A 26,494-nucleotide genomic window follows, 5' to 3' on the forward strand; every position below is an offset into this window, starting at 1 on the left:
CGGGGGCACGGGCGTGTCGTCGCCGGGCGATCGGCCGGTCGGCCGGAGCCGCCGGGTGATCAGCCGGAGTACGGCTTGACGTCGAGGATCTTGACGGCGGCCTTCTTGCCGTTCGGCAGCTCGTACTCGGCGTCGTCGCCGATCTTCTTGCCGGCCACGCCGCGTCCCAGCGGGGACTGCGGGGAGTACGTCTCGATGTCCGAGGACGCGTACTCGCGCGAGGCGAGCAGGAAGGTCACCGTGTCGTCCGGGTCGCCGTCGAAGGCGATGGTGACGACGGTGCCGGGGGCCACCGTGCCGTCGGAGGCCGGCGCCTCGCCGACCCGCGCGACCTCCAGGAGCTGGGTGAGCTGGCGGACCCGGAGCTCCTGCTTGCCCTGCTCCTCCTTGGCCGCGTGGTACCCGCCGTTCTCCCGCAGATCGCCCTCTTCGCGAGCCGCGGCGATCTTGGCCGCGATCTCGGTGCGCGCGGGTCCAGACAGGTACTCCAGCTCGGCCTTGAGCTGGTCGTAGGCGTCCTGGGTCAGCCAGGTGACGCTCTCGCTGGTCTGGGTCACAGGTGCTCCTCGTCGGTACATGGGAATACAGACCCACCTGGGGTGGGCGAAACCACGAGCCTAACAATTCGGGAAGAAAAGGGGGAGCACGCAAGCCGTAAGAAGTGCGTCACGGCCCTGCGTGCTCCCTGTCCCGTCCGGATGGTCGGGTGAGCGGAAAATCAGCCCGAACGATCAGCCCAGCGCCTGGGTCAGGTCGGCGATGAGGTCGTCCACGTTCTCGATGCCCACCGACAGGCGGACCAGGTCCGCGGGGACCTCCAGCGGGGAGCCCACCACCGAGGCGTGGGTCATCCGGCCCGGGTGCTCGATCAGGGACTCGACGCCGCCCAGGGACTCGCCCAGGGTGAAGAGCTGCGCGCGGTTGCAGACCTCGACCGCCGCCTCCTCGCCGCCGGCGACCTGGAAGGAGATCATGCCGCCGAAGGAACGCATCTGCTTCGCGGCGACCTCGTGGCCCGGGTGCTCGGGCAGGCCCGGGTAGAGGACCCGGGACACCTTCGGGTGGCGGGTCAGCATGTCGGCCACCCGCGTCGCGTTCTCGCTGTGGCGGTCCATGCGCACGGCGAGCGTCTTGATGCCGCGCAGCACGATCCAGGAGTCGAAGGGACCGGCCACGGCGCCCATCGCGTTCTGGTGGTAGGCGAGCTCCTCGCCGAGGGCCGCGTCCGCCGTCACCAGCGCGCCGCCGACCACGTCCGAGTGGCCGCCCATGTACTTGGTCAGCGAGTGCACCACCACGTCCGCGCCCAGCGCGAGGGGCTGCTGGAGGTAGGGCGAGGCGAAGGTGTTGTCGACGACCAGCTTCACGCCGGCGGTGCGGGCGATGTCCGCGACCGCCGCGATGTCCGTGATGCCCAGGAGCGGGTTGGAGGGGGTCTCCACCCAGATGGCCTTGGTGCGGTCGGTGAGCGCCGCCCGCACGGAGGCCGGGTCCGAGGTGTCGGCGACCGACCACTCGACGCCCCAGCGCGAGACCACCTTGGCGAACAGCCGGAAGGTGCCGCCGTAGGCGTCGTTCGGAATGACCACGTGGTCGCCGGGGGCGAGGAGCGTGCGCAGGAGGCAGTCCTCCGCGGCGAGGCCCGATGCGAAGGCGAGGCCGCGCCGGCCGCCCTCCAGCGCCGCCAGGTTCTCCTCCAGCGCGGTACGGGTCGGGTTGGCGCTGCGGCTGTACTCGTAGCCGCCGCGGAGCCCCCCGACACCGTCCTGCTTGTACGTGGAGACCTGGTAGATCGGGGGCACGACCGCGCCGGTGAGCGGGTCCGCCGTATTGCCCGCGTGAATGGCGCGGGTCTCGAAACTCTGCTGCTCGTGGCTCATGGGCAGAGCCTATGCGGCCACGAGCAGCGGAGCGCTTCGGATCAGCCCCAGGCGCGGACGAAGTCCTGCACGAAGCCGTCGACGTCGGCGGCGGCAGGGACGGCGGCGCGGTCACCGTCGGCCGGGAGCACCTCGGCCTCGGCCTCGTCCTCCCGGCCTTCCTGCGCGTCCTGCGACCCCTGGGCTTCCTGGCTGTCCTGGCTGTCGTGGGCGCCCTGGCCGTCCTCGGCCTCCTGGCCCTCCTCCGCCTCCTGGCCGTCCTCGGCTTCGAGGCCGTTTTCCGCCTCCTGGCCCGGCTGTGCCTCGTCCACGGGCTCGGCGGGCTGGGCCGGCTGGGCGGGCTTCGCGGGCCCGGCGGGCTCGGACACGGGCGCCTCCATCACGAAGACCACCGACTTGGCGACGAGCGCGTCGTCGTCCTGGGAGTCGCCGGGGGCGAGCTCGACGGCCTCGCCCGTGCAGTTCTCTCCCGCGTACACGAGGGCGATCATGGTGGTGTCGTTGGCGACCATGACGGGCAGCTGCCCCTCCGGAAGCTTCTCGAAGTTGTAACAGCGCTCGTCCGCCGGGTTCTCGATGGCCACCGCGACGTCGTCCGCGCCGCCCGGGTAGAGGTAGGTGAAGGTGCCTTCCGCGGCGGATGCCGGGCCGGACAGCGCGGCCGCGATCACCAGGGCTCCGACGGCGGCGGTCACAGCGTTTCGCATACGCATGGCAAATGCTCCCTTTTTACGGGTTTGGGGTCCTCTGACGGCGGGGTCGAGGCTAGGGCCGTGGCAGCGCGCGGAAACGATGCTGCACGGCGCCGTGCGCGGGAATTCCCCCGTTAAGGCCTGAAAGGGGGCACCGGCCGGCGATGTGGAACGCTGGAGGTATGTCGATTCTCTGGTTCCTGCTCGCGATGGCCATGCTGGCGGCCGTCGTCGTACCGTACGCGCGCCGCCGGCGCGGCGGCCTGCGCCTGGTCGCCCCCGGGGCGCCGGACGCCGCCGACCCCGCGGACTACGGCTTCGTACGGCAGGAACTGCTGGACATCCGGGTGCCGGGACCGGACCAGGACCTGATGGACGTGCTCGGCGTGGTGCAGCGCGGACAGGACTGGCGGGCGGCCTCGCAGCTGCTGGCCGGCACCCCCAAGGAGGGCGAGGTCCGCTGGCAGCGGGTGCAGGCCTTCGCGGGCGCGGCGGCGCTGGAGCTGTCCCGGCAGCCCGGCACCGGGGCTGCCTGGCTGCGCGCCTGGCGCCTGGAGTCCCCGAAGGACGCGGGCGGCGCGCAGGTGCACGCCGAGTTCCTGGTCCAGCAGGCGTGGCGGGCGTCGGGCGGCGTCGGTTCCGACGACCACCGGATCATCCTGGAGGAGGCCCGTACGGCCTGCGGCGAGGCGGCGCTGCCCGCTCCCGGGGACCCGGTCCCGTACCTCACGGAGCTCGCCGTCGCGCGCGGACTCGGCTACGGCGAACCGGAGTTCGACGAGCTGTGGGCCAAGGTCCTGGACCGGGCCCCGCAGCACATGGGCGCGCACCTGGCCGCCCTTCACTACTGGTGCGAGAAGTGGCACGGCTCCCGCCGGCAGGCGGACGCGTTCAGCCACGCCGCCGCGGCCCGCGCCCCGCACGGCTCGCTGCTGGCCGCGCTCCCGCTCTTCGCCGTCTTCGAGCACCTGCCCGAGATCACGCTCTCGCAGAGCTTCTACCAGAGCGCCGTGGTCAGCCGGGCGATGGACGGGGCGCTGTACGCGGTGAACTCCGCCCGCCCGGACGACCCGATGCTCGCGCACGTCCGGCACCTGCTGCTGTTCTTCCTGGTCCGGGCGGAGCGCTGGGCCGAGGCGATGGAGCAGCTGCGGCACGTCGACGGGTGCGTGGGCGCGCTGCCCTGGTCGCACAGCGCGGACCCGGCCGCGGAGTACGCGGTCTACCGGGCGCTGGCCGTCGCGGGCTACGAGGCGAACGGCGGCTCCCCGGCCACGCTCCCGCACTGACGCGGCGCCGCCGGGCGCGGGAACGGCGGACGGCGCGTGGACGGGAACGGCGGGAACGGCGGATGGCAGACGGCGCGTCGGCGGCCCGGGGGTGAAGGGGCACGGGCCCGGGGATGACGGTGCAGGTCACCGGTCAGATCGTTAGCTAAAAATGTTGCGCTGAGTGATCACGGCCGGGGAGGATCCGGCCGTGCTCCTGTACCTGCTCCTCATCCCCGCCGCGCTCCTGGCCTACGTGATCGCGCAAGGCGTCCGCCACGGCCGCCGGTTCACCTGGATCCGCGAAGAATTCGACCCCGCCGCCCACGGACTCCCCCCGCTCGACGCCCTCGACCCGTCGCGCTCCGGCCCGCCGGCCCCCGGCTACCTGGTCAAGGAGCGCCAGGCCGTCGCCGACGCCGCCTGGTCGGGCGACTGGCGGGCCGCCGCCGCGTACGCCGAGGCCCCCGGCACCGACTGGGACGCCCGCTGGGACCGACTCGAAGTCCTCCAGCACATCGCCGCCGAGGACGACGCGTGGCTGACCCGGTGGCGCGCCGAACGGCCCGACAGCTGCGACGCCGCGACCCTGCACGCGAGCCTGCTGGTCCACCGGGCCTGGGCGGTACGGGGCAGCGCCTACGCACACAAGGTGCCGGACGCGGACATGGCGCAGTTCCACACCCTGCTGCCGGCGGCGGTGAAGGTCGCGCAGGACGCCGCCGCCCTCGACCCCGCGCACCCCGGCCCGTGGATCGTGATGACGACGGCCGCCCGCGGGATCCAGTACTCCGCCGGGGAGTTCCAGCAGATCTGGCAGGAGCTGTGCGCCCGCGCCCCGCACCACGCGGCCGCCCACTGGCAGGCCATGCAGTACTGGTGCGCCAAGTGGTACGGCTCGGACGACACCATGCTCGACTTCGCCGCCTCGGCCGTCCGGTACGCGCCCTCCGGCAGCCTGCTCGCGGGCCTGTACCTGCACGCCCTGCACGAGCTCGAAACCCGCAACGGCAGCGCCCTGTCCGTCGTGTCGAAGGACGCGGGCAAGGAGTTGCTCACGCAGGTCGCCCGCGCCCTCGACGAGGCTCCGCAGGAGCACGAGGACCTGCCGCGGCTGCGCCACCTGCTCGCCCACTTCCTCGGCAAGGCCGGCCTGTACGAGGCCGCGCTCGACCAGTTCCGGCTGATCGGGCCGTGGTGCGGCGCCTACCCGTGGCGGCACAAGGACAAGAACCCGGTCGAGGAGTTCCACAAGGCCCGCGGCTACGCGGCCTGGATGGTCACCAAGGGCCCCGGCGCCACCGCCCGGCCCGCCGCGCCCGCCGGAGTCGGCGCCGCGGGCCCGGGCGGAAGCGGAACCGGAACCGCGACCGGAGCCGCCGGAAAGCCCGGTGCCCACTGATGAACCCCACGCTCCGCGCCCTGCGCGCCCTCGCCCTGCTCTCCGGCTTCCACCTGCTCGGCCTCCTCATGCTCGCGCTCCTCGGCGCCGTCGACTGGGCCGCCGTCACGTGGACCTCGGGCCCCGTCTACGTCAAGGTCGTCATCGTCTCGGTGCTGCTCGCGGTCCCGATCGTGCGCGGCATGTTCATGCTGCGCACGCCGAAGGACCCCGACGGCGCGCCCGGCCCGAGCGTCACCGAGGCACAGGAGCCGCGCCTGTGGCAGACCGTGCGCGAGCTCGCCGAACAGGTCGGCACCCGCGCCCCCGACGAGATCGTGCTCGTCGCCGGCGTCAACGCGGCCGTCACCGAGGACGCCCGGCTGGGCGGCCTGTTGCCCGGTCCGCGCCGCATGTACCTCGGCCTGTCCCTGATGGCCGGCCTCGACGAGAACCGGCTGCGCTCGGTGATCGCCCACGAGCTCGGCCACTTCGTGCACGCCGACACCCGCCTCGGCGCCCTCGTCGGCCGCGGCCAGGCCCGGCTCCTGCGCACCATCGGCCACTTCGAGGAGAAGGCCGACAGCACGGTCGCCAAGGAGCGGGCCCGGCAGGAGAAGCGCGCCGACAAGCGCACCGCCCGCGGCAAGAAGGCCAAGGCCGTCGACACCACCGGCTCCGGAATCACGTACCGGACCATGGCGAAGATCTACACCGGGTACGCGAAGCTGTACGTCCGCGCGACCCGCTCCGACGCCCGCCGCCAGGAGTTCGCGGCCGACCTCGCCGCCGCCCGGATCACGGGCCGCGACGCGACCGCCGGCGCCCTGCGCGCCACCCCCGCCCTGGACGCCGCGCACGACTTCTACATGGACGCGTACGCCACCCTCGGCGTGGACGCGGGCCTGCTGCCCCGCCCCGGCGAGGTGTTCGGCGGGCTGCGCCACATGATCGAGGCGCGCCCGGACGCCCTCGCCGAGGCGAGCACCTCGCTGCCGACCGAGACCGCCGGCCCGTACGACACGCACCCGCCGATCGCGGAGCGGGTCGCGCGGATCGAGGCCCTGCCCTACGACGGCCGCGGCGCGGAGACCGCCGGTCCCGCGCTGGGGCTGCTCGCGGACGCCGGGGCCCGGCTCGCCGAGATCGAGAAGTACGTGCTCACCCCGCAGGCCCTCGGGCTGCGCCGGGTGGACTGGCCGGACCTGGTGCACGAGAGCATGCGCACGTACACGGCACGCGCCGGCGAGACGCTGCGCACCGCCGTGGCGGCCGAGTGCGGCGGCGAGGGCACGGCCGCCGCGATGCTCGACGCGATCGACGCGGGCGCGCTGTGGCGGATCGCCGAGCAGCTGCCGAAGTCCGAGGAGGCACGGGCGGCGAGCGGCCGGGCGGCCCGCGAGTTCGTCCGCCCCGCCCTGCACCGCGGTCTGCGGCAGCTGGTCGTGCTGGAACTGGCGGACCGCGGCGCGGCCCGCTGGCTGCTGTCCTGGTCCGACGAGGCCGAGCTGCGGCTGCCCGACGGCTTCGACGACCGGCTCGGGCCGGCGCTGGACGCGGCCGTCGGCGACCGCCCGGACACCGGCCCGCTGCGCGACCTGCTGGCCCGTGCTGCCCCCCGCACGCCTGTGCCTTCCCCTGCTCCTTCCCCCGCTTCTTCCGCCGCTTCTTCCGCCGCTTCTTCCGCCCTGACGAAGGAAAGCTGATGCTCTTCACCATCGTGGCGGGCGTGACGGCCGCCCTCGCCCTCTACCGCTACCTGCGCCGGCGGAACGAGCAGCGGACGTCGGCCGCCGGCGCCGGACCGGACCACAAGGCGGCCCGGGCGGCCGCCGCCGCCCGCCTGGGCTTCCTGCCACCCGACCGCCTCGACACCGAGAACGGCAGCCGCCCCGATCCGGCCGGGGAAGCCGTACGGGCGGCCGTCCGCGACGGCGACTGGCGCGCGGCCGCGACCTGGCTGGAGGCGGCCGGGACCGACTGGGAGGAGCGCTGGGGCCGGGTGCGGCTGCTGGCGGAGGAGGCCGCGAAGGAGGACGGGTGGCTGCTGGCCTGGCGCCAGGCGTCCCCCGAGGACCCGGCCGCCGCGCTCGTGCACGCGGACGCCTCCGTCAACGTGGCCTGGGACGTGCGCGGCTCGAAGCGGGCCTCCGCGACGACGCAGGAGCAGTTCCGGATCTTCCACAAGCTGCTGGCCGAGGCGGCGGACGCCTGCCACGACGCCCAGCGGCTGGCGCCCGCCGCCGACCCGGTCCCGTACATGGCCGAGCAGGCCGTCGCGATGGGCCTGGGCTACGGCCACGAGCGCTACCGCGCCCTGTGGACGGAGATCACCCGCCGCGACGCGCGGGTGCTGACCTCGTACACGAGCGCCCTGCAGTACTGGTGCCGCAAGTGGCACGGCTCGCACGAGCTGGCCCTGACCTTCGCGAAGGAGGCCGCCGGCGAGGGCGCGCCCGGCGAACTGCTGTCCTTCGTCCCGCTGTACGCGTACTTCGAGCAGGAACAGCAGGAGGGCGGCCTGGACCCGGACGTCTTCTACAAGAAGCCGGAGATCGTCGCCGCCGTCGACCTGGCCCTCGCCGACATCGCGGCCTGCGACGCGGACGACCGGCGGGTGGTCCGGGTCCGGCACCTGCTGGCGTGGCTCCTGTACTGGCAGGACCGCTACCCGGAGGCGCTCACCCAGTTCCGCCACGTCGACGGCTGGATCGGCCAGGCCCCGTGGACGTACTCGGGCGACCCGGTGGACCGCTACACCGGCGTCCGCGACTACACCGCGGAACAGGTGGAACAGGCGGGCTAGTGCCGTGACCCGGCCGGCCCGCGGGAATCGGGGGGCGGCGCCGTACGTTGTACGACGTGCCGCCCCCTGTGCCCAGGAGCCCCGAGGAGCCCCGCATGCTGTACGGCCGCCGCACCCCCGAGCTGCCCACCCCCGAGCAGGCCCTGAAGGGCCGCCCGGAGCCCGAGTTCACGGTCCCGGCCGTGCACACCGTCCTCGGCAACCCGCTGTCCGGCCCGTACCCCGCGCACCTGGAGGTCGCGGACTTCGGGCTCGGCTGCTTCTGGGGCGCGGAGCGCAAGTTCTGGCAGACCCCCGGCGTGTGGACCACGCTGGCCGGCTACCAGGGCGGCTACACCCGGAACCCCTCGTACGAAGAGGTCTGTTCGGGCCTGACCGGCCACACGGAGGTCGTCCGGGTGGTCTTCGACCCGTCGGTGGTCCCGTACGCGACCCTCCTGAAGGTCTTCTGGGAGGCACACGACCCGACCCAGGGCTTCCGCCAGGGCAACGACGTCGGCACCCAGTACCGCTCGGCGGTCTACACCCACTCCGACGCCCAGCAGCAGACCGCCGAGGCCTCCCGCGACGCCTACCAGCGCGCCCTGACGGCCTCCGGCCACGGCACCGTCACCACGTCCGTCCTCCCGGCCGCCGACCGCCCCTTCTGGCCCGCCGAACCCCACCACCAGCAGTACCTCGACAAGAACCCCGGCGGCTACTGCGGCATCGGCGGCACCGGCGTCAGCTGCCCCGTCGGCCTCGCCGAGGCCCCGTAGTACTCGCCGAGGTCCGGCCGCAGCCGCCCGCCCGGCGACTGTCCGACGCCGTGACGCCGTGACGCCGTGATGACGTGACCCCCCGGGGCATCCCGAAGGTCCCACGCGACGCGCCGGCGGCCCCCCGCGCCTTCCGACCGCTGTGATCAGGCCAGTTCGTGATCACGGCGGCATGGCGGCGGGCCCGGCCGGCGGCCACAATCCTCCCCATGGCGACTTCGGGGGTGAAGGTCAAGGCGCTCGGCGGCCTGGGCCAGTGGTGGGGCGTGCTGGCCGGGCTGCTGCTGATCGCGGCATGGGTCAACCGCACGGCCGGACCGGCCGTCGTGATCGCGCTGTCGGCGGGCACCCTGGGGTGGTGCCTGTTCCAGGCCCCCGTGTCGTGCGGCGCTCCGGTGCGCGGGCGGGCGGACGGCTGCCGGAACAACGCGTCCGGGCTGCTGCTGGGCTGTCACATCCGCCAGCACCGCTGGCAGAAGCTGAAGATGCTCGTCCTGCGCCGCCAGCTGCGCGCGTTCTGCGCGGGGCTGTTCTCCGACGGCAAGGCCGCCGTGGTCACGCTGGCCGGTGTCGGCAGCCTGCTGTCCGGCCTCGCCGCGTTCGTCCCGGGCCTCGTCGTCCGCTGAAGGCGGCGCGCCTTCGCCGCCCGGTCGCCGCGGCCGCCCCGGCCACCGTCGCGGGCGTCCGCTGAGCGGGCGGTGAACGGCGGGTTTCGGCCGTTCTACGATCTCCGCATGCTCATGATCGTGCTCACCGTCCTGGCGATACCCACCCTCGCCTTCCTCTTCTGGCTCGGCGGGGTCTTCGTCAAGGAGTTCGTACGGGTCTCCCGGGGCGGGGACCGCCACGATGCGGCGCTGGCCGGGTCGGTGCCCGCCGGGGCCCAGGACACCGGGCCGGCGGCGCCGCTGCCCGCCGCCGAGCGGGCCGCGCTGGAGGCGGTGCGCGAGGGGCGCTGGGAGCCCGCCGCCGCGCTGCTGGCCGCCATCGGGCAGGACTGGGAGCGCCGCTCCTGGTTCGCCTACCTGCTGGCCGAGCGGGCCGCGGAGGACGACGGCTGGCTGACGTCCTGGGAGCAGACCCGGCGGGACTGCCCCGACGCCGCCGTGGTGCGGGCCCGCAGCACGGTGGTGCTGGCGTGGCGGGTCCGCGGCGGCAAGCGGGCCCGGCACACCTCCCGCGAGCAGTTCGCCGGCTTCCACCGGGTGCTGGAGCAGTCGCGGACGGACATCGAGCGGGCCGCGAAGCTGAACCCCGCCGACCCCACCCCGCACATCGCGGCCATCTGGGTCGCGCTGGGCCTGGGCGCGCCGCGCGCCGAGATGGACCGCATCTGGGCGGAGGTCACGGCCCGCGCCCCGCACCACTACGAGGCGCACTTCTCCGCGCTCCAGTACTGGTGCGCGAAGTGGCGCGGCTCGCGCACGCTGGCCGTGTCGTTCGCGGAGCGGGCGGCCGCCTCGGCCCCGGCGGGCAGCCTGCTCACCGCGTTCCCGCTGATCGCCTTTTACGAGCACGAGGACGAGGACGTCGACGGCCACGGCGCCGGCGAGCCCGAGGACGTGGACTCCGAGGCGATGCGCCGCCGGGTCGACGACGCGCTGCGGGACGTCGCCGCCGCCGACCCGGCCCACCCGCGGCTCGCCGAACTGCGCCACCTGCTCGCGTACTTCTGCCTCCTGCAGGGCCGGGTGACGGAGGCCGCCGAGAACTTCCGGCTGGTCGACGGCCACATCGGCGCGCTGCCGTGGCGGTACATGGCCGGGGACAAGGCCGAGCACTTCTGCGACATGCGCGACATCGCGCTGCGCGGCGCCGCCGACGTGGCCCACCACCTCGACGGCACCCCTCGGCCCTGACCCCCCGGCCCTGAGCCCGCAGCCCGGCCGGCGACGCCGCGAGCGGTCAGATCGTCGAGGTGTCGATGACGAAGCGGTAGCGGACGTCGCTCGACACCACCCGCTCGTACGCCTCGTTGATCTGGTCGGCGCGGATCACCTCGATCTCCGAGCCGAGCCCGTGCTCCGCGCAGAAGTCCAGCATCTCCTGGGTCTCCGCGATGCCGCCGATCATCGAGCCGGCCAGCGTCTTGCGGCCGCCGATGACGGAGAACAGGTTCAGGGACACCGGCTCCTCGGGGGCGCCCACGTTCACCAGTGCGCCGTCGACCTTCAACAGGCCCAGGTACGCGTCCAGGTCCAGGGGCGCCGAGACCGTCGAGACGACCAGGTCGAAGGTGCCCGCCAGCTCGCTGAAGGTGGCCTCGTCACTGGTGGCGTAGTAGTGGGAGGCACCCAGCCGCAGCCCGTCCTCCTGCTTGCGCAGCGACTGGGACAGCACGGTGACCTCGGCTCCGAGGGCCGCCGCGATCTTCACGCCCATGTGGCCGAGGCCGCCCAGGCCCACGATGGCGACCTTCTTGCCGGGGCCCGCCTGCCAGTGCCGCAGCGGGGAGTACAGGGTGATGCCGGCGCACAGCAGCGGCGCGGCCACGTCCAGCCCGAGGGCGTCGGGGATGCGGACGCTGTAGTGCTCGTCGACCACGAGGTGCGTGGAGTAGCCGCCGTACGTCGGCTCGCCGTCCTTGCCGCGGGCGTTGTACGTGCCGGTCATCCCCTGGGTGCAGAACTGCTCCTGGCCGTCGAGGCAGTACGCGCACTCCCGGCAGGAGTCGACGAAGCAGCCCACGCCCGCCCGGTCGCCGACCGCGAAGCGGGTCACGGCCGGGCCGACCTCGGTGACCACGCCGGCGATCTCGTGGCCGGGGACCATGGGGTAGATGCCCTCGCCCCAGCCGTCGCGGACCTGGTGGATGTCGGAGTGGCAGATGCCGGCGTACTTGATCTCGATCAGGATGTCGTGGGCGCCCAGGGCGCGGCGGGGCACGGTGGTGCGCTCCAGCGGTGCCTTCGGGGCGGGGGCTGCGTATGCGGCTACTGAGGTGACGGACATGGCCGAAACGATGCACCAGCCGCGGGCCGGCACCCAGCCCCCTGTTCTGCCTACGACCACCGGTCCTACCCCTGGCAGGGTCAGGATGGCCCCCTCGTCCGCCCGGCCGCACCGCGATACTGGAGGCATGGATCAGCGAGCCGAACTGGGTGAGTTCCTGCGTTCCCGCCGCGGGCGGCTGCGCCCCGCCGACGTGGGCCTGCCCGACCACGGCCGGCACCGGCGGGTGCCGGGCCTGCGCCGCGAGGAGCTGGCCCTGCTCGCCGGGGTGTCGGTGGCGTACTACACCCGCCTCGAACAGGGCAACGGCCAGAACGTGTCCATGGAGGTGCTGGACGCGATCGCGCGGGCGCTGCGCCTGGACGACACCGAGCGGGCCCACCTGACCCACCTCGCCAAGCCCACGGCCCGCCGCAAGCGGACGAGCGGCCGGCCCGAACAGGTGCGGCCGGAGCTGCTGACGCTGCTGGACGCCATGGAGGGCGTCCCGGCGTACATCGTGGGGCGGCGGCTCGACGTCGTCGGGTGGAACCGGCTGGCGCGGGCCGTCTTCGGTGATTTCGCCGCGATGCCCGTCGAGCAGCGCAACCTCGCCCGGCTGGTGTTCCTCGATCCGGGCACCATCGACCTGTTCGCGGACTGGGAGTGCCGGGCGTGCGAGGTCGTGAGCAATCTGCGGCTGTACGCGGGCTGTCACCCCGACGACCCGCAGCTCTCCCGGCTGGTCGGCGAACTCTCCGTGAAGAACGAGGAGTTCAGGACGCTGTGGGCGGCGCACACGGTCGCGGACAAGGGGCACGGCGTAAAGCGGTTGCGTCACCCCCTGGTAGGTGAGATCTCCTTGTCCTTCGAGACACTCACCCTGCCCGACAACGCGGAGCAGTCTCTGGTCGTCTACCACGCCGAACCGGGCTCGCCCTCGGCGGACGCCCTGCGGCTGCTCGCGTCGTGGGGCGTCGACACGGAGGCCGCCAGCCTATGAGCTTCACCCTCAGCACCGCCCTGGAGCAGGACGCCGCCGACGTGGCGGAGGTGTGGCTGCGGTCGTACGACGCGGCGTTGCCGTCCGTGCGGCGGGCGCACACCGACGACGAGGTGCGCGGCTGGTTCACGTACGTGATCGTGCCGGCGGGACGGACGTGGATCGCCCGCGACGAGGACGGCGCGGCGGCCGGGATGATGGTGCTGGAGGACGGGGTGATCGAGCAGCTGTACCTGGCGCCGGAGCGGCGCGGACAGGGGCTCGGAGACCGGTTCGTGGCCCTCGCGAAGGAGCACTCCCCCTCGGGCCTGGAGCTGTGGACCTTCCAGGTCAACGAGGCCGCGCACCGCTTCTACGAGCGGCACGGCTTCACGGCGGCCCAGCGCACGGACGGCGCGACGAACGAGGAGCAGGAGCCGGACGTCCGCTACGTCTGGCAGCCGTAGCGGCACGGCACCACCCGGGAACGGGGCGGGGGCGGGGCGCGCGCCCCCGCTCCCGTCCGCCCGTCACAGGCCCAGCTGGAAGTAGCCGCAGGCCCGCTCGCGCCGGTAGCCGAGCTGCTCGTTGACGGTGCGCATGGGGAGGTTGTCGTCGGCGACGGTCGTCGCGATCTCCCGGACCCCCGGGTGCAGTTCGCGCAGCTCGGCGAGCATGGCCAGCTTCACGGCGCGGCCGAGCCCGCGGCCCCGGTGGGCGGGGACGACCACGGTGTCGTACTGGACGGCCCGTACGGTCTCCGGGTCGGTCAGCACCAGCTCGGTGTACGCGGCCACGTCGCCCGCCGCGTCGACCGCGGCCACCGTGAGGATCCGGCCGCCGCGGTCCAGGACCAGCCGTTCGGCGCTGCGCAGCTTCTCGGCGTCCCACTGCGGGGTCTGCTCGTCGAGGTCTCCGCTGGGCGCGTCCTCCATGGCCGCGTGGGCGACCGCGGCGGCGGTGGCGTACTCGTCGGGCACGATGCCGCGCCAGAAGACCAGGCGGTAGCCGTCGGGGAGCGCCGGCTCCTCCTTGGCCTCGTCGACCTGCTGCACGTACCAGGCCATCGGCAGGGCGTTGTCGAAGCCGAGCGCGCGGGCGAACGCTTCGCCGGGACCGCCGAGGTCGACGACGGTGCTGACCGAGGTGCGCCCGTCGGCGGCGAGCTCCGCGCGGACCCGCTCCCACAGGGCGGTTCCGGTGCCCTGGCGGCGCGCCTGCGGGCGTACGGCGAGCAGGTCGAGGAAAGCGGCGTGGGCGTTGCCGGGGTCGCTGTACAGGAGGAGGGCGGCCACCGCGTCGAAGGACCCGTCGGCGCCGGGCACCGCGAGGCAGACGGCGCGGCCGCGGGCCGGGGCGACCTGGAGGCGTCCGGCGGTCTCGGTGCGGCTGGGGCCGGGGATCCCGGGGAGGTCGTGGGCGTGGCCGGCGGCGAGGAGCCCGTACCAGGCGTCCACCTCGGCGTCGGTGGGCGGCGCTCCGAGCGTGATGATCTTCGGGTTCTTCATACCGCGACCCTACGCACGCCGTACGGCCCGTCGCCCGCGAGTTCCCGCCGGGCCGATCGCGGCGGCGCGCCGACGCACCGGCCGCGGCGCGCGCCCGGCGGCGGGAAACGCGGACGGCGGGGAACCCCTTCCGGGGTTCCCCGCCGTCCGCGTCTGCCGTGGTCCCGTGCGGGCGGGATCAGACCGCCGAGCCGGCCTTCCAGTCGGCCCAGCCGAGGTTCCAGCCGTTGAGGCCGTTGTCCGGCTTGATCTCCTTGTCGGGGGAGTTCACGACGGTCACGACGTCGCCGATGAGCGAGCTGTCGTAGAACCAGGCGGCGGGCGTGTTGGGGTCGTTGGCGCCCTGGGTGTCGTTCAGGCCGACGCAGCCGTGGCTGGTGTTGGCGCTGCCGAAGACGGAGTCGGCGCCCCAGTAGTTGCCGTGGATGAAGGTGCCGGAGGTCGACAGCCGCATGGCGTGCGGGACGTCCTTGATGTCGTACTCGCCCTTGCCGTCCTCGCCCTTGAAGCCGACGGTGGCGCCGTTCATCCGGGTCTCCTTGAACTTCTCGGAGATCACCATCTGACCGTTGTACGTCGGGTTCTCCGGGGAGCCCGCGGAGATCGGGATGGTCTTGACGACCTGTCCGTCCCGCTTGACCGTCATCTGCTTGGTCTTCGCGTCGACGACGGAGACCTGGCTGCGGCCGATGTTGAAGGTGGCGGTGCGCTCCTGCACGCCGTAGATGCCGGGGGCGCCCTCGACGCCGTCCAGGGCCATCTTCAGCGTGACGGTGGAGTTGGCCTTCCAGTACTCCTCGGGGCGGAAGTCCAGGCGCTGGGAGCTGAACCAGTGCCCGACGACCTCCTGGCCGCTGCTGGAGTTCACGGTGATCGCGGACTGGACGGCCTTGCGGTCCTTGATCGGCTTGTCGAAGGTGATCGAGACCGGCATGCCGACGCCGACCTTCGAGCCGTCCTCGGGAGTGAAGGAGCCGACGAAGCTGTTGTCCTGCGAGACGGTGGTGAAGGAGGTGTTCTCGTGGGCCTCGCGGCCGTCGGCGTCCTTCGCGGTGGCGGCCAGCGTGTACTTCGTGGCGCGCTTGAGCTTGGCGTCGGGCTTCCAGCTCTTGCCGTCGGCGGAGATCTTGCCGGCGACCGCCGCGCCCTCGGCGGTCTTCATCTCGACCAGGGTCAGCGTGCCGTCGGCGACGGTGACGGTGGTGGAGCTGTTGATCCCGACGTTGGTCGCACCGTCCTTGGGCGCGATCTCTATTCGGGCCTTGGAGGCGGCCGCGGCGGCCGCCGCGTCGGCGTCGGCCTGCGACTTCTTCGTCGGCTCCCCGCCGCCCGCGCTGTCGTCCCCGCTGCACGCGGTCAGCACCAGTACGCCGCCGAGCAGTGCGGAAGCCGCCGCCAGGGCCCTGCGCCGCCGCTTGCTGTCCGTCCTCACACGCATCTCCATCGTTGCCGAAACCCCGAGAATCCCCGGGCAGGGCGGTCCCGAGGGACCTCCCTGCCTCGTTGTGACAACGCTCCCACGTGCGGGACCGGTTCCACCTCCGATTCGGATGTGGTCCATCCCACGGCCTTCTGCGGGCTACCGGCCCGTATCGGGTCCCGGTCCCGCGCCGCCGTCCGTGCTGCCGTCCGCGTCGCCTTCGCTGTCTGCGAAGGCTCCATCTTCCTCGTCCAGGTCCCACTCCATGGACTCGGGGTCGTATTCCACCGGCTCGGTGCTCCAGGAGGCCTGCGCGAGCTCCACCCCGGGCACCTCGGAGACCAGGTCGAAGGGGTCGATGAGGTAGGCGAGGGCTTCCGCTTCGTCTTCCCGTACCGCCGACTCGGCGTGCCCGCGTTCTTCGTCCGGCATGAACTCGTCCGCCGTGATGTGCTCGATCGCGGCCCCGGTCAGCGCCTCCGGCTCGATCACCTCCAGCACCAAATCCACCCGAAGCCGTACGTACCGTGATGACTCTGAAGTGCTCATACGACGGAGACTAAGGCTCGGGACCCCCTGGCTTTCCCACGACCCGCCCCTATTCATTAGCATCGGCGCACACGGCCAATTCGCTGCTGCCACAAGGGGGATCGAACCGTGTCCGCACGTCGCCCGCTGCTCACCGCCATCGGTGCGGGGACTCTCCTCGCCGCTCTGTGGTTCGTCCCCTCGGCCAATGCCGAGACCTCGCATTCCGGTACGGCCCACGAGGCCGTCTCCGCCGCGCCCGTCACGCCTGCCGCCGGTTCCGCAACGGCGCTCGCGCTGGCCGACAGCGGCAGCCCGGACACCACGCCGTACCTCCTGGGCGGCACGCTGTGCCTGGGGATCGGGGCCGGATTCGTCACGTTCTCGGTCCGCCGCTCGCGGGGTCGCTAATGCTGTGACCGGACCTGCGGAAGGGGGCCGCCCCCGGGTTCTCCCGGCGGCGGCCCCCTTCCGTTCACGTTTTCACGCCACTGCTGTCCTGATTCCGATCAGCTTCCGCTTCGGCGACTTAGGCCAGCGGTCCGGTGACCGGCTCGACGGCCGCGAGCAGCCCGCCGGAGCGCACGAAGGCGTCCGCGGCGGCCAGGTCGGGCGCCAGGAAGCGGTCGGGGCCGGGGCCCTCGACACCGGCGGCGCGGGCCGCCTCGATCGCCGCCCGGCTGGCCGGGGCCGGTGTGAGACCGGTCCGCAGCTCGATCGCGCGGGTGGCCGCGTACATCTCGATGGCGATGATGCGGGTCAGGTTGTCGACCGCGGTGCGCAGCTTGCGGGCGGCGGACCAGCCCATCGACACGTGGTCCTCCTGCATCGCGGAGGACGGGATCGAGTCGGCCGAGGCCGGCACGGCGAGCCGCTTCATCTCGCTGACCAGCGCGGCCTGCGTGTACTGGGCGATCATCAGGCCCGAGTCCACGCCGGCGTCGTCGGCGAGGAAGGCCGGCAGGCCGTGCGAGCGGTTCTTGTCGAGGAGCCGGTCGGTGCGGCGCTCGGCGATCGAGCCGAGGTCGGCGGCGGCGATGGCGAGGAAGTCCAGCACGTACGCGACGGGCGCGCCGTGGAAGTTGCCGTTGGACTCGACGCGGCCGTCGGGCAGCACCACCGGGTTGTCGACGGCGGCGGCCAGCTCTCGGGAGGCGACCAGGGCCGCGTGCGCGATCGTGTCCCGGCCGGCGCCCGCGACCTGCGGGGCGCAGCGCACCGAGTACGCGTCCTGCACGCGGGGCGCGGACTCCTCCTGGAAGTGGCCGGTGAGCCCGGAACCCTCCAGGACGGCGGCCATGTTGGCGGCGGAGGCGCCCTGGCCGGGGTGCGGGCGGATCGCGTGCAGCTCCGGCGCGAGCACCTTGGCGGTGCCGAGCAGGGCCTCCAGGGTGAGGGCCGCGGTGATGTCGGCGGAGGTGTAGAGCTTCTTCAGGTCGGCGATGGCCATGACGAGCATGCCGAGCATGCCGTCGGTGCCGTTGAGGAGGGCGAGGCCCTCCTTCTCCCTGAGCTCGACGGGGGCGATGCCGTGCTCGGCGAGCAGCTCGCCGGCGGGGCGCACGGTGCCGTCGGGACCCTCGGCGTCGCCTTCGCCCATGAGCGTGAGCGCGCAGTGCGAGAGCGGCGCCAGGTCGCCGGAGCAGCCCAGGGAGCCGTACTCGTGGACGACCGGGGTGATTCCGGCGTTGAGTACGTCGGCCATGGTCTGGGCGACCTCGGGGCGCACGCCGGTGTGGCCGGAGGCGACCGTCTTGAGGCGCAGGAACATCAGCGCGCGCACGACCTCGCGCTCGACGCGCGGGCCCATGCCGGCGGCGTGGCTGCGGACGATGTTCCGCTGCAGCTGGGCGCGCAGTTCGGGGCTGATGTGGCGGCTGGCGAGAGCGCCGAAGCCGGTCGACACCCCGTAGACGGGTTCGGGCTTGGCGGCCAGGGCGTCCACGATCTCGCGGGCGCGGGCGAGCGCGTCCAGGGCCTCGGCGGACAGCTCGATCCGAGCGTTGCCGCGCGCGACGGCGATGACGTCCTCGGCAGTGGTCCCGGACGTCCCCACCACGACAGTGTGCATATCCATATTCAGCACCCTACGGACTGAATCCCAACATGTCACTAGCGAGTTCTGTGACTGACCCTTACGCCCGCCCGGGGCTCATTCGCGGCCGCGGAACCGGCGCCGTTCGGCCGTTCCGGGGGGTGCGGAGTCGGCGAGCCGGACCACCGCGCGGTCGCGCCCCGCGACCACCGGCTTCGCCGAGCGGGCGGCCTTGGCCTGGTACTGGGCCGCGTCCGCCAGCCGGAAGAGCCGCCGCGAGGAGCGCACCTGTCCGATCGGATCGCCGGTGGAGGCCACCCCGCAGGCGACCCCCTCGCCCAGCTCCAGACCGGCGGCGCGGGCGCACAGCTCCTCGGCGACCGCCACCACGGCGTCGGCGCCCGGGCCGACCGAGACCAGGCAGAACTCGTCGCCGCCGAGGCGGGCGGCCAGCGCGCCGGGCAGTTTGGCGCCGCACAGGCTCAGCACCGAGCCGAATCGTTCCAGCAGCCGGTCGCCCGTGGCGTGCCCGAGGGTGTCGTTGACCCGCTTGAGCCCGTTGAGGTCGCAGACGACGAGGCTGACCACGGCCCCCTCCGCGCGGTGCCGCTCCAGCGCCTCGTCGAGGGACACGTCCACCGCCCGGCGGTTGGCGAGGCCGGTGAGCGGGTCCGTGAAGGCCAGCCGGCGGGCCTCCTCCAGCCGTTCGTTCTGCGCGAGCCCCGCCGCCACCACGGCGGCCAGTACGGTGGCGAACTCCGCGTCGTCCTCGTCGAACGCCGGCGCGCCCGCCTCGCGGGCCACGTACAGCTCGCCCCAGGCCCGGCCGTGCAGGACCACCGGGGCGACCACGCAGCTGCTCCGGCCACGCCGCAGCAGCCCGCCCGAGCGGTGGCCGCGGCCGGCGGCGGTCTCGACCCAGGCGTGCGGCCCGCCGCCGCCCACCCAGCGCTCGTGCAGGAACTCGGTGATCTCGGGGAAGTCGTGCACCGGGTACGACTCGTCGGCGGGGAACTCCTCCTCGGCCGCCCGGCGCTCGCCCTCGTTCACCAGCACCCTCAGCCGGCCGCGCTCGCGCTCCCAGGCCGAGATGGCGGCGAAGGAGCCGCCCATCGCCAGCCGCGCGCCGCGCGCGGCCGCCCGCACGCTGTCCCGCGGGGTGTGCGCCGCCGCCATGGCCTGCGCCAGACCCACCACGGCCCGCAGCCGCCCGTCAACTCCCATCACCCAAGGTTACGCAACCTTGTCCGATTTGGTGACGTTTCTGCGACATTCAGTCGCAGAAACGTCACCCCGGGTCACCAAAGCGCGCAGGAGCGGGAGGCAGAGGAGCGCGGAGCGGGGATCACTCCCCCGGCCAGTTCGGCTTGCGCTTCTCGTTGAAGGCCGCGACGCCCTCCGCCCGGTCCCCCGAGAAGGCCACCGAGCGCCAGGCCGCGTCCTCGACCTCCAGGCCCGCCCGCAGGTCCAGCCCGTGCCCGAGCCGCAGCGCCTTCTTGGCGGCCCGCAGGCCCACCGGCGAATTGCCCGCGATCGACCCCGCCAGCTCCAGCGCCGCCCCGCGCGCCCCGCCCGCCGCCACCAGCGAGTCCACCAGCCCCAGCGACAGCGCCTCGGCCGCCGCCACCCGGCGCGCCGAGAAGATCAGCTCGGCGGCCCGCGCGGCACCGACCCGGCGCGGCAGCAGCTGCGTACCGCCGCCGCCCGGGATCACGCCCACGGACACCTCGGGCAGACCCACCAGGGCGTTCTCGTCGGCCACGATCAGGTCGCAGGAGAGCGCGAGCTCGAAGCCGCCGCCCAGCGCGAAGCCGCCGACGGCCGCGATCGAGGGCATCGGGAGCTCCAGCACCCCGGTGTACGCGGCGCGCGCGGTGGGGCGCTGGCGGACCAGGTCGGCGTCGCTGAAGGAGTTGCGCTCCTTGAGGTCCGCGCCCACGCAGAAGGCCCGCTCGTGGGTCGAGGTGACGACCACGACCCGGGTCAGGGAATCGGCGGAGAGCGCCGCGCAGGCCTCCCCGATGGAACGCGCCATCGCGGTGGAGACCGCGTTCATGGCCTTCGGGCGGTCGAGGACCAGCTCGGCGACGTGGCCCTCGTCGCCGTGCCGGCGGACGACGACGAACTCGCCGAAGCGCTCTTCGGGCAGCGCGGACGGTTCGGGCTGCCCCGGCCGGTCGGACTGCTCGGACAGCTGGGGCGACTCGGACGACATGACGGACCCTCCCGGTTAACGAGCGTTACCCGGGGATCTTAGGGGCCCTCCGCGTCAGCAGCCAGGGCTCCACGACACCGAGCCCGCGCACCGGCCGCTGCCACATGGGCTGGAGCGCGAACCGGTACGCCGAGGCGCCCGCCTCCTCCTCGGAGGCCGACTTCTCGGAGACCGGCGCGTCCCCGGTGCGGCCCAGCTCCTCGGCCAGCGCCCCGTCGACAAGGACGGCGTTCTTCGGCGCTATCGACGTGAGCCGGCTGGCGAGGTTCACCGTGGTGCCGAAGACGTCGCCCATCCGCGTGGTGACCGTGCCGAAGGCGATGCCGACGCGCAGCTCGGGCATCGACTCGTCGCTCTCCATCGTCTCGATGAGCCGCAGGGCGATCTCCGCGGCGGTGCCCGCGTCGTCCGCCGCGTACAGCACCTCGTCGCCCAGGGTCTTGATCAGGCGGCCGCCGTGCGCCGCGACCAGGTCGGCGGCCGTGGTCTCGAAGGTCTCGACGAGTTCGCCGAGCTCCTCCTCCTCCAGCCGCCGGGTGAGCCGGGTGAAGCCGACCAGGTCCGCGAAGCCGACCGCGAGCCGCCGGTCCACCATCTCCTCGTCGTCCGCGGCCTGCACGACCCGGCCGGTGGCCGCGGCCAGCTGCCGCCGCCACACGTAGACGAGGAACTCCTCCAGTTCCGGCAGGAGCAGCTCGACCAGCGGATACGTGACCTCGGTGCGGGTCATGCCCGGCTCCGGGGGCTCGGTCAGACCCTCCAGGAACGAGTCGATCTGCCATTCCGCGAGCCGGGCCGTGGTCTGTCCGGTGGACCGGGCCACCTGCACCGCCATCGGCTCGCTGAGCAGCCCCGCCTCCACCAGGCCGGCCAGCCGGCGCAGCGCCAGTACGTCCGCCTCGGTCAGGGCCTTCGCCTGCCCGATGTCCGCGAAGCCCATGGCCCGCCAGAAGCGCGAGGCCAGCTCCATGGAGACGCCGGCGCTGCGAGCGGCCTGGAAGGGGGTGTACCGGCGCTCGGCGCCGAGGATCAGCTGCTCCAGCCGGATGGCGAGCGGGTCGGCGGTGGGTTCGGCCGTGTGGTCGACCTCGTGGAGGGGAGTGTGCTGGTCACGCCCGATCGGCGTGGCCGGGCCGGAGCCGGTGGCGCCGGTGGTTCCGGGCGCGCTGGAACCAGAGTCGTCGACGGTCAAGGGCCGCCTCCTGTCCATTGCGCGCGCACTGCCCTGTCGATCCAGGTGATCACAGTGATCACCGTTGGAGCGGCGATCGCCTAAACCATACGGCAGGTGTGCCGTAGCTCACTCCCCACCGGCCGCACCTACTGACCTGCGCGCAGATGAACCACGTCGCCCGCGCTCACCGCTTCGCGCGCGCCGTCCGCCGTCCGGACCACCAGGCGCCCCTCCGCGTCCACCGCCTCCGCGGTGCCGGTCAGCTCCCGGCCGCCCGGCAGCTCGGCCCGCACGTGCCGGCCGAGCGTCGCGCACTCCGCCGCGTACGTCTCCTGGAGCCCGCTCTCCGACGGGTCGCCGCCGGCCTCGCACCAACGCCGGTACCAGTCCTCGATCGAACGCAGTACGGCCTTCAGCAGCGAGTCGCGGTCGGTGACGGCCGCCTTCGCCAGGACCAGCGAGCCCGCGGCGGGCACCGGCAGCTCGTCCTCGGTGAGCGTCACGTTCAGCCCGATGCCGATGACGACACCGCCCTGCTCGCCGCCCGCCCGCTCGGCGAGGATGCCGCCGGTCTTGCGCTCGTGGCCGTCGACCGTGACCAGGAGGTCGTTGGGCCACTTGAGGGACGTGTCGACGGCCGCGGCCCGGGAGAGCGCGGCCGACGCGGCCACCCCGGCCAGCAGGGTGAGCCAGCCCCACTGCGCGGGCGCCACCTTCGCCGGGTCCGGCTTGAGCAGCAGCGAGAAGAACAGGCCCGACCGGGCGGGCGCCGTCCAGCTGCGGTCGAGGCGGCCGCGGCCGCTGGTCTGCTCCTCGGCGACCAGTACGGCCCCTTCGGGGAGTTCCGCGGCGCGGGCGGCCAGGTCGGTGTTGGTGGAGCCGGTGCTCTCGACCAGTTCCACGGAGCTCCACAGGCTGTCCGGGGTGACCAGCGAGCGCTGCAGGGAGGCGAGGTTCAGGGGCGGCCGGTCCAGGCTGGACCAGCGGCCGGACGATGCGGGGGCTGAGGCATCCGATGGCGTCATGCAAGCCAGATTAGGTGTGGGGAACGCCGCACTGCCGAGCGCCATGCGCGCCGATACGCTACGTGCCAGTAGCCATCCGCAGTCATAAGGTTGACCAGGCAGGGAGCCGCGACCCCGATGTCACAACCCTCAGAGTCGTCAGAGGCGACGCAGATCGACATCCACACCACCGCGGGGAAGATCGCGGACCTCAGGCGCCGCATCGACGAAGCGGTCCACGCAGGTTCCGAGCGGGCCGTGGAGAAGCAGCACGCCAAGGGCAAGCTGACGGCCCGTGAGCGGGTCGATCTGCTGCTGGACGAGGGCTCGTTCGTCGAGCTCGACGAGTTCGCGCGGCACCGCTCCACCGACTTCGGCATGGAGAACAACCGCCCCTACGGCGACGGCGTGGTCACCGGCTACGGCACGGTCGACGGCCGGCCGGTCGCGGTGTTCTCCCAGGACTTCACGGTGCTCGGCGGCTCGCTCGGCGAGGTCTTCGGGCAGAAGATCATGAAGGTCATGGACTTCGCGCTGAAGACCGGCTGTCCGGTCATCGGCATCAACGACTCCGGCGGCGCCCGCATCCAGGAGGGCGTCATGGCCCTCGGCATGTACGGCGAGATCTTCCGCCGCAACGTGCACGCGTCGGGCGTGATCCCGCAGATCTCGCTGATCGTCGGCCCGTGCGCCGGCGGCGCGGTCTACTCGCCCGCCATCACCGACTTCACGGTCATGGTCGACCAGACCTCGCACATGTTCATCACCGGCCCGGACGTCATCAAGACCGTCACCGGCGAGGACGTCGGCTTCGAGGAGCTGGGCGGCGCTCGCACCCACAACTCCACCTCGGGCGTGGCGCACCACATGGCCGGGGACGAGAAGGACGCGATCGAGTACGTCAAGTCGCTGCTCTCGTACCTGCCTTCGAACAACCTGTCGGAGCCGCCGGCCTTCCCGGAGGAGGCCGACCTGGAGCCGTCGGACTCCGACCTGGAGCTCGACGCCCTCATCCCCGACAGCGCGAACCAGCCGTACGACATGCACACCGTCATCGAGCACGTGCTGGACGACGGCGAGTTCCTGGAGACCCAGGCGCTGTTCGCGCCGAACATCCTGACCGGCTTCGGCCGCGTCGAGGGCCACCCGGTGGGCGTCGTCGCCAACCAGCCGATGCAGTTCGCCGGCTGCCTCGACATCAACGCCTCGGAGAAGGCGGCGCGCTTCGTGCGGACGTGCGACGCCTTCAACATCCCGGTGCTGACCTTCGTGGACGTCCCGGGCTTCCTGCCGGGCACCGACCAGGAGTACAACGGAATCATCCGGCGCGGCGCCAAGCTGATCTACGCGTACGCCGAGGCCACCGTCCCGCTCATCACCGTCATCACCCGCAAGGCCTTCGGCGGCGCGTACGACGTCATGGGCTCCAAGCACCTCGGGGCGGACCTCAACCTGGCCTGGCCGACCTCCCAGATCGCGGTCATGGGCGCGCAGGGCGCGGTCAACATCCTGCACCGGCGCACCATCGCCGCCGCCGAGGACCAGGAGGCGACCCGCGCCGAGCTGATCGCCGACTACGAGGACACCCTGCTCAACCCGTACGTCGCGGCCGAGCGCGGCTACGTCGACGCGGTGATCATGCCGTCCGACACCCGCGGGCACATCGTGAAGGGCCTGCGGCAGCTGCGGACCAAGCGGGAGTCCCTGCCCCCGAAGAAGCACGGCAACATCCCGCTCTGATCCGCCGATCCGCCGATCCGCTGATCCGCTCTGACAGGAAGGGCCTTACTCCATGATCAAGGTCGTCAAGGGCAACCCGACCCCCGAGGAGCTGGCCGCCGCCCTGGCGGTGGTCCAAGCCCGCGCCGCGGCGCTCGCCTCGGCGCCGTCCGGCGCGGTCCCCGTCCCCGAGGGCTGGTCCGACCCGTCCCGGGTGGCCCGCCACCGGCTGCCGCAGCCCGGTCCGCGGGCGTGGGGGCGCACGTACTGGCCCGGCTGAGCCGGCCGGCACGCGTGAAGATGACGTGAACGGACGACGGCGCCTGAGTACCCGTACTCAGGCGCCGTCGCCGTGCCGGGACCAGGATCGGTACATGCTCTGGTCCGACCCGAAGAACGAGCCGCCCGAGGACATGCGCGAAGCCCAGGCGATGATCCGCCGGCTGGCCGTGGTCCTGGTGATCGCGATGATCGTGGCCGTCTACGTCCTCGGCGTCTGAGCCGGGCGCGGCGGCCGCGGCGGGCTCCTACGATGGGCCGCATGACTGACCAGCCTTCGCCGCGCCCCGTTGTCCTCGCCTCCGCCTCCCCCGCCCGCCTCAACCTGCTGCGGCAGGCCGGCCTGGCCCCGCACGTGATCGTCAGCGGGGTCGACGAGGACGCCCTGAGCGCCGACTCCCCCGCCGAGCTGGCCCTGGTGCTCGCCGAGGCCAAGGCGGCCGTGGTGGCCGCCCAGGAGGCCGCTGCGGGCGCCCTGGTGATCGGCTGCGACTCCGTACTGGAACTGGACGGCGAGGCGCTGGGCAAGCCCGCGGACGCCGACGAGGCCACGGCCCGCTGGAAGTCGATGCGCGGCCGGGCGGGCGTGCTGCGCACCGGGCACTGCGTGATCGACACGGTGAGCGGCCGTCAGGTGTCGGCGACGGCCTCCACCACGGTCCGGTTCGGGGAGCCGACGGATGCGGAGGTCGCGGCGTACGTGGCGAGCGGTGAGCCGTTGCACGTGGCGGGGGCGTTCACCCTGGACGGCCTTTCGGCGCCGTTCATCGACGGCATCGACGGCGACCACGGCAACGTCATCGGCATCTCCCTCCCCCTCCTCCGCTCCCTCCTCGCCGAACTGGAAGTCTCCATCACCGACTTGTGGACCTGACCCGGCCGGCTGCCCCGGGGGCGCAACACCCCAGCCCCGCCGGCGCTCCGTGCGGCAAATCCAGCCCCGCCGGCGTTTGAGGCGCGGGGTTTGGGGCGGAGCCCCAAGAGCAACCCGGCTCCGCCGGGCACCGGGCTCCGCCCGGACCCGCGCCTCAAACGCCGGCGAGGCTGGGTTTCGCGCCCGCAGGGTCGGCGAGGCCGAGGGGCGCCATGGTCAGCCGGCGAGGCCGGCGGCAGCCGGCCCCCGCTTGCCGTACAGGGTCAGGGTCAAGACGACCAGCACGAGCACCAGCACCATGAAGGCGAACCCGCCCCACCCGACCAGCCCCACCGCGATCGCCCCCAGCACCGCGTGAGTGACCGCACAACCGATCAGCAGCGCCCGTGCGACCCGCCCCGGCCCCCGGTCCCGCAGGACGGCCACCAGCAGGACGACCCCGGCGCACAGCAGGAACCCGCCCATCGCGGCGCCCATGACGTACGTCGCGGTGACCATCACGTCCGCGTCCACGTCCGCTATGGACATGGACTGGCGGTCGGCGACCGTCGCCAGGACGTGGTTGACGAGCACAAAACCGACGGCCTCGGCGAAGAGCAACAGCGCGGCCAGTCCGGCCACGAGCCTGCGTGCCACAACGTCCCCATCCCCGTGCGACGTACGTTCGACGTGCGTTCGACCCCCGGAGGCTACTAACGAGTAAACCGGGGGACAAGGGCTGTGGACGGCTTCGTTACGACTCTGCCGGCGCCCGCGCGTCGCACTTGCGGGACGGTCGCCGCAACGGCAAAGAATCATTCGCCCATTCGTAGGGACTCGACAAAGAATCACACCGGTGCGAGGACCCCGTGGACAGAGACCTTGGACACAGAGCGGGGTTACTGTGCAGTCGGGGATTCCCCTGGTCCAGGGCGCCACAAGGGTTTTCGGCAGGGGAGCAGCACCCGCATCACGCTCTGTGTGGGCAAGGTCACCTCCGGGGACGGGTCGAAAGGCCGTGTCGGCAGTCCCTAAACTCAGCTTGTTTCAAGGAGGGAGCC

The 26,494-nt window shown here is 73.0% G+C and carries 27 protein-coding genes; 14 read left to right on the forward strand and 13 right to left on the reverse strand.

Features of this window, described 5'->3' with window-relative positions; translation table 11 throughout:
* Positions 1-59 precede the first annotated feature (59 nt).
* The 3 genes from greA to OG764_RS14345 form a co-directional block, all read right to left on the reverse strand.
* Positions 60-557 carry a transcription elongation factor GreA gene (gene greA / locus OG764_RS14335; RefSeq protein WP_328968819.1) on the reverse strand — a complete coding sequence of 166 codons (498 nt, stop codon included), beginning with the start codon at positions 555-557 and terminating at the stop codon, positions 60-62.
* A 174-nt stretch (positions 558-731) separates the two neighbouring features.
* Entirely contained in the window at positions 732-1,880 is a 1,149-nt protein-coding gene (locus OG764_RS14340) for a cystathionine gamma-synthase (protein ID WP_328968820.1), read from the reverse strand.
* A gap of 41 nt (positions 1,881-1,921) precedes the next feature.
* On the reverse strand, positions 1,922-2,593 hold the full coding sequence (locus OG764_RS14345; protein ID WP_328968821.1) for a hypothetical protein: 672 nt from the start codon (positions 2,591-2,593) through the stop codon (positions 1,922-1,924).
* Between the two features lie 161 nt (positions 2,594-2,754).
* Between OG764_RS14345 and OG764_RS14350 the strand changes: the two genes are divergently transcribed.
* From OG764_RS14350 to OG764_RS14380, 7 genes are all read left to right on the forward strand, one after another.
* A complete protein-coding gene (locus OG764_RS14350; RefSeq protein ID WP_328968822.1) occupies positions 2,755-3,861 on the forward strand; it encodes a hypothetical protein in 1,107 nt (368 codons plus the stop codon).
* 163 nt (positions 3,862-4,024) lie between these two features.
* On the forward strand, positions 4,025-5,242 hold the full coding sequence (locus OG764_RS14355; RefSeq protein ID WP_328968823.1) for a hypothetical protein: 1,218 nt from the start codon (positions 4,025-4,027) through the stop codon (positions 5,240-5,242).
* The gene (locus OG764_RS14360; RefSeq protein WP_328968824.1) at positions 5,242-6,927 is read left to right on the forward strand and encodes a M48 family metalloprotease; all 1,686 of its coding nucleotides are present in this window, start codon (positions 5,242-5,244) and stop codon (positions 6,925-6,927) included. Before OG764_RS14355 ends, OG764_RS14360 begins: the two co-directional genes overlap by 1 nt.
* Positions 6,927-8,027: a hypothetical protein gene (locus OG764_RS14365; RefSeq protein WP_328968825.1), complete on the forward strand. Its 1,101-nt coding sequence runs from the start codon at positions 6,927-6,929 to the stop codon at positions 8,025-8,027. Before OG764_RS14360 ends, OG764_RS14365 begins: the two co-directional genes overlap by 1 nt.
* 95 nt (positions 8,028-8,122) lie before the next feature.
* The gene (gene msrA, locus OG764_RS14370) at positions 8,123-8,785 is read left to right on the forward strand and encodes a peptide-methionine (S)-S-oxide reductase MsrA (protein ID WP_328968826.1); all 663 of its coding nucleotides are present in this window, start codon (positions 8,123-8,125) and stop codon (positions 8,783-8,785) included.
* 209 nt (positions 8,786-8,994) lie between these two features.
* Positions 8,995-9,411: a hypothetical protein gene (locus OG764_RS14375; protein ID WP_328968827.1), complete on the forward strand. Its 417-nt coding sequence runs from the start codon at positions 8,995-8,997 to the stop codon at positions 9,409-9,411.
* Between the two features lie 108 nt (positions 9,412-9,519).
* Positions 9,520-10,644 (forward strand): hypothetical protein, encoded by a 1,125-nt coding sequence (locus OG764_RS14380; protein ID WP_328968828.1) that lies wholly within the window; start codon positions 9,520-9,522, stop codon positions 10,642-10,644.
* Positions 10,645-10,690: 46 nt separating this feature from the next.
* Here the strand turns inward: OG764_RS14380 and OG764_RS14385 are convergent, their stop codons facing one another.
* The gene (locus tag OG764_RS14385) at positions 10,691-11,737 is read right to left on the reverse strand and encodes an NAD(P)-dependent alcohol dehydrogenase (RefSeq protein ID WP_328968829.1); all 1,047 of its coding nucleotides are present in this window, start codon (positions 11,735-11,737) and stop codon (positions 10,691-10,693) included.
* A gap of 127 nt (positions 11,738-11,864) precedes the next feature.
* On the opposite strand from OG764_RS14385, the gene OG764_RS14390 reads away from it, so the two are divergent.
* Together OG764_RS14390 and OG764_RS14395 are read left to right on the forward strand one after the other, a co-directional pair.
* A complete protein-coding gene (locus tag OG764_RS14390; protein ID WP_328968830.1) occupies positions 11,865-12,719 on the forward strand; it encodes a helix-turn-helix transcriptional regulator in 855 nt (284 codons plus the stop codon).
* Positions 12,716-13,165 (forward strand): GNAT family N-acetyltransferase, encoded by a 450-nt coding sequence (locus tag OG764_RS14395; RefSeq protein ID WP_328968831.1) that lies wholly within the window; start codon positions 12,716-12,718, stop codon positions 13,163-13,165. The genes OG764_RS14390 and OG764_RS14395 overlap by 4 nt, the downstream gene beginning before the upstream one ends.
* 63 nt (positions 13,166-13,228) lie before the next feature.
* On the opposite strand, the gene OG764_RS14400 is transcribed toward OG764_RS14395, so the two are convergent.
* From OG764_RS14400 to OG764_RS14410, 3 genes are all read right to left on the reverse strand, one after another.
* The gene (locus OG764_RS14400) at positions 13,229-14,206 is read right to left on the reverse strand and encodes a GNAT family N-acetyltransferase (protein ID WP_328968832.1); all 978 of its coding nucleotides are present in this window, start codon (positions 14,204-14,206) and stop codon (positions 13,229-13,231) included.
* A 178-nt stretch (positions 14,207-14,384) separates the two neighbouring features.
* On the reverse strand, positions 14,385-15,650 hold the full coding sequence (locus tag OG764_RS14405; protein WP_328968833.1) for a L,D-transpeptidase: 1,266 nt from the start codon (positions 15,648-15,650) through the stop codon (positions 14,385-14,387).
* Between the two features lie 135 nt (positions 15,651-15,785).
* Entirely contained in the window at positions 15,786-16,175 is a 390-nt protein-coding gene (locus OG764_RS14410; RefSeq protein WP_328968834.1) for a hypothetical protein, read from the reverse strand.
* A gap of 108 nt (positions 16,176-16,283) precedes the next feature.
* On the opposite strand from OG764_RS14410, the gene OG764_RS14415 reads away from it, so the two are divergent.
* Entirely contained in the window at positions 16,284-16,565 is a 282-nt protein-coding gene (locus OG764_RS14415) for a hypothetical protein (protein WP_328968835.1), read from the forward strand.
* Between the two features lie 118 nt (positions 16,566-16,683).
* On the opposite strand, the gene hutH is transcribed toward OG764_RS14415, so the two are convergent.
* From hutH to OG764_RS14440, 5 genes are all read right to left on the reverse strand, one after another.
* Positions 16,684-18,225: a histidine ammonia-lyase gene (hutH, locus tag OG764_RS14420; protein ID WP_328973002.1), complete on the reverse strand. Its 1,542-nt coding sequence runs from the start codon at positions 18,223-18,225 to the stop codon at positions 16,684-16,686.
* An 81-nt stretch (positions 18,226-18,306) separates the two neighbouring features.
* On the reverse strand, positions 18,307-19,413 hold the full coding sequence (locus OG764_RS14425; RefSeq protein ID WP_328968836.1) for a GGDEF domain-containing protein: 1,107 nt from the start codon (positions 19,411-19,413) through the stop codon (positions 18,307-18,309).
* Positions 19,414-19,534: 121 nt separating this feature from the next.
* The gene (locus tag OG764_RS14430) at positions 19,535-20,338 is read right to left on the reverse strand and encodes an enoyl-CoA hydratase/isomerase family protein (protein ID WP_328973003.1); all 804 of its coding nucleotides are present in this window, start codon (positions 20,336-20,338) and stop codon (positions 19,535-19,537) included.
* Between the two features lie 91 nt (positions 20,339-20,429).
* On the reverse strand, positions 20,430-21,596 hold the full coding sequence (locus OG764_RS14435) for an adenylate/guanylate cyclase domain-containing protein (protein WP_443055930.1): 1,167 nt from the start codon (positions 21,594-21,596) through the stop codon (positions 20,430-20,432).
* 128 nt (positions 21,597-21,724) lie between these two features.
* Complete coding sequence (locus tag OG764_RS14440) at positions 21,725-22,603, reverse strand: biotin--[acetyl-CoA-carboxylase] ligase (RefSeq protein WP_328968837.1); 879 nt, start codon at positions 22,601-22,603, stop codon at positions 21,725-21,727.
* 117 nt (positions 22,604-22,720) lie between these two features.
* On the opposite strand from OG764_RS14440, the gene OG764_RS14445 reads away from it, so the two are divergent.
* From OG764_RS14445 to OG764_RS14460, 4 genes are all read left to right on the forward strand, one after another.
* Positions 22,721-24,322: an acyl-CoA carboxylase subunit beta gene (locus OG764_RS14445; RefSeq protein WP_328968838.1), complete on the forward strand. Its 1,602-nt coding sequence runs from the start codon at positions 22,721-22,723 to the stop codon at positions 24,320-24,322.
* 52 nt (positions 24,323-24,374) lie between these two features.
* Positions 24,375-24,581, forward strand: coding sequence for an acyl-CoA carboxylase epsilon subunit (locus tag OG764_RS14450; RefSeq protein WP_328968839.1), 207 nt, complete (start codon positions 24,375-24,377; stop codon positions 24,579-24,581).
* Positions 24,582-24,675: 94 nt separating this feature from the next.
* The gene (gene mmpB, locus OG764_RS14455; RefSeq protein ID WP_328968840.1) at positions 24,676-24,801 is read left to right on the forward strand and encodes a morphogenic membrane protein MmpB; all 126 of its coding nucleotides are present in this window, start codon (positions 24,676-24,678) and stop codon (positions 24,799-24,801) included.
* 41 nt (positions 24,802-24,842) lie between these two features.
* Positions 24,843-25,454 (forward strand): Maf family protein, encoded by a 612-nt coding sequence (locus OG764_RS14460; RefSeq protein WP_328968841.1) that lies wholly within the window; start codon positions 24,843-24,845, stop codon positions 25,452-25,454.
* A 216-nt stretch (positions 25,455-25,670) separates the two neighbouring features.
* Here the strand turns inward: OG764_RS14460 and OG764_RS14465 are convergent, their stop codons facing one another.
* The gene (locus OG764_RS14465) at positions 25,671-26,090 is read right to left on the reverse strand and encodes a hypothetical protein (protein ID WP_328968842.1); all 420 of its coding nucleotides are present in this window, start codon (positions 26,088-26,090) and stop codon (positions 25,671-25,673) included.
* Positions 26,091-26,494: the final 404 nt, after the last annotated feature.

It is taken from the genome of Streptomyces sp. NBC_00239 (assembly GCF_036194065.1).
Classification (GTDB): domain Bacteria; phylum Actinomycetota; class Actinomycetes; order Streptomycetales; family Streptomycetaceae; genus Streptomyces.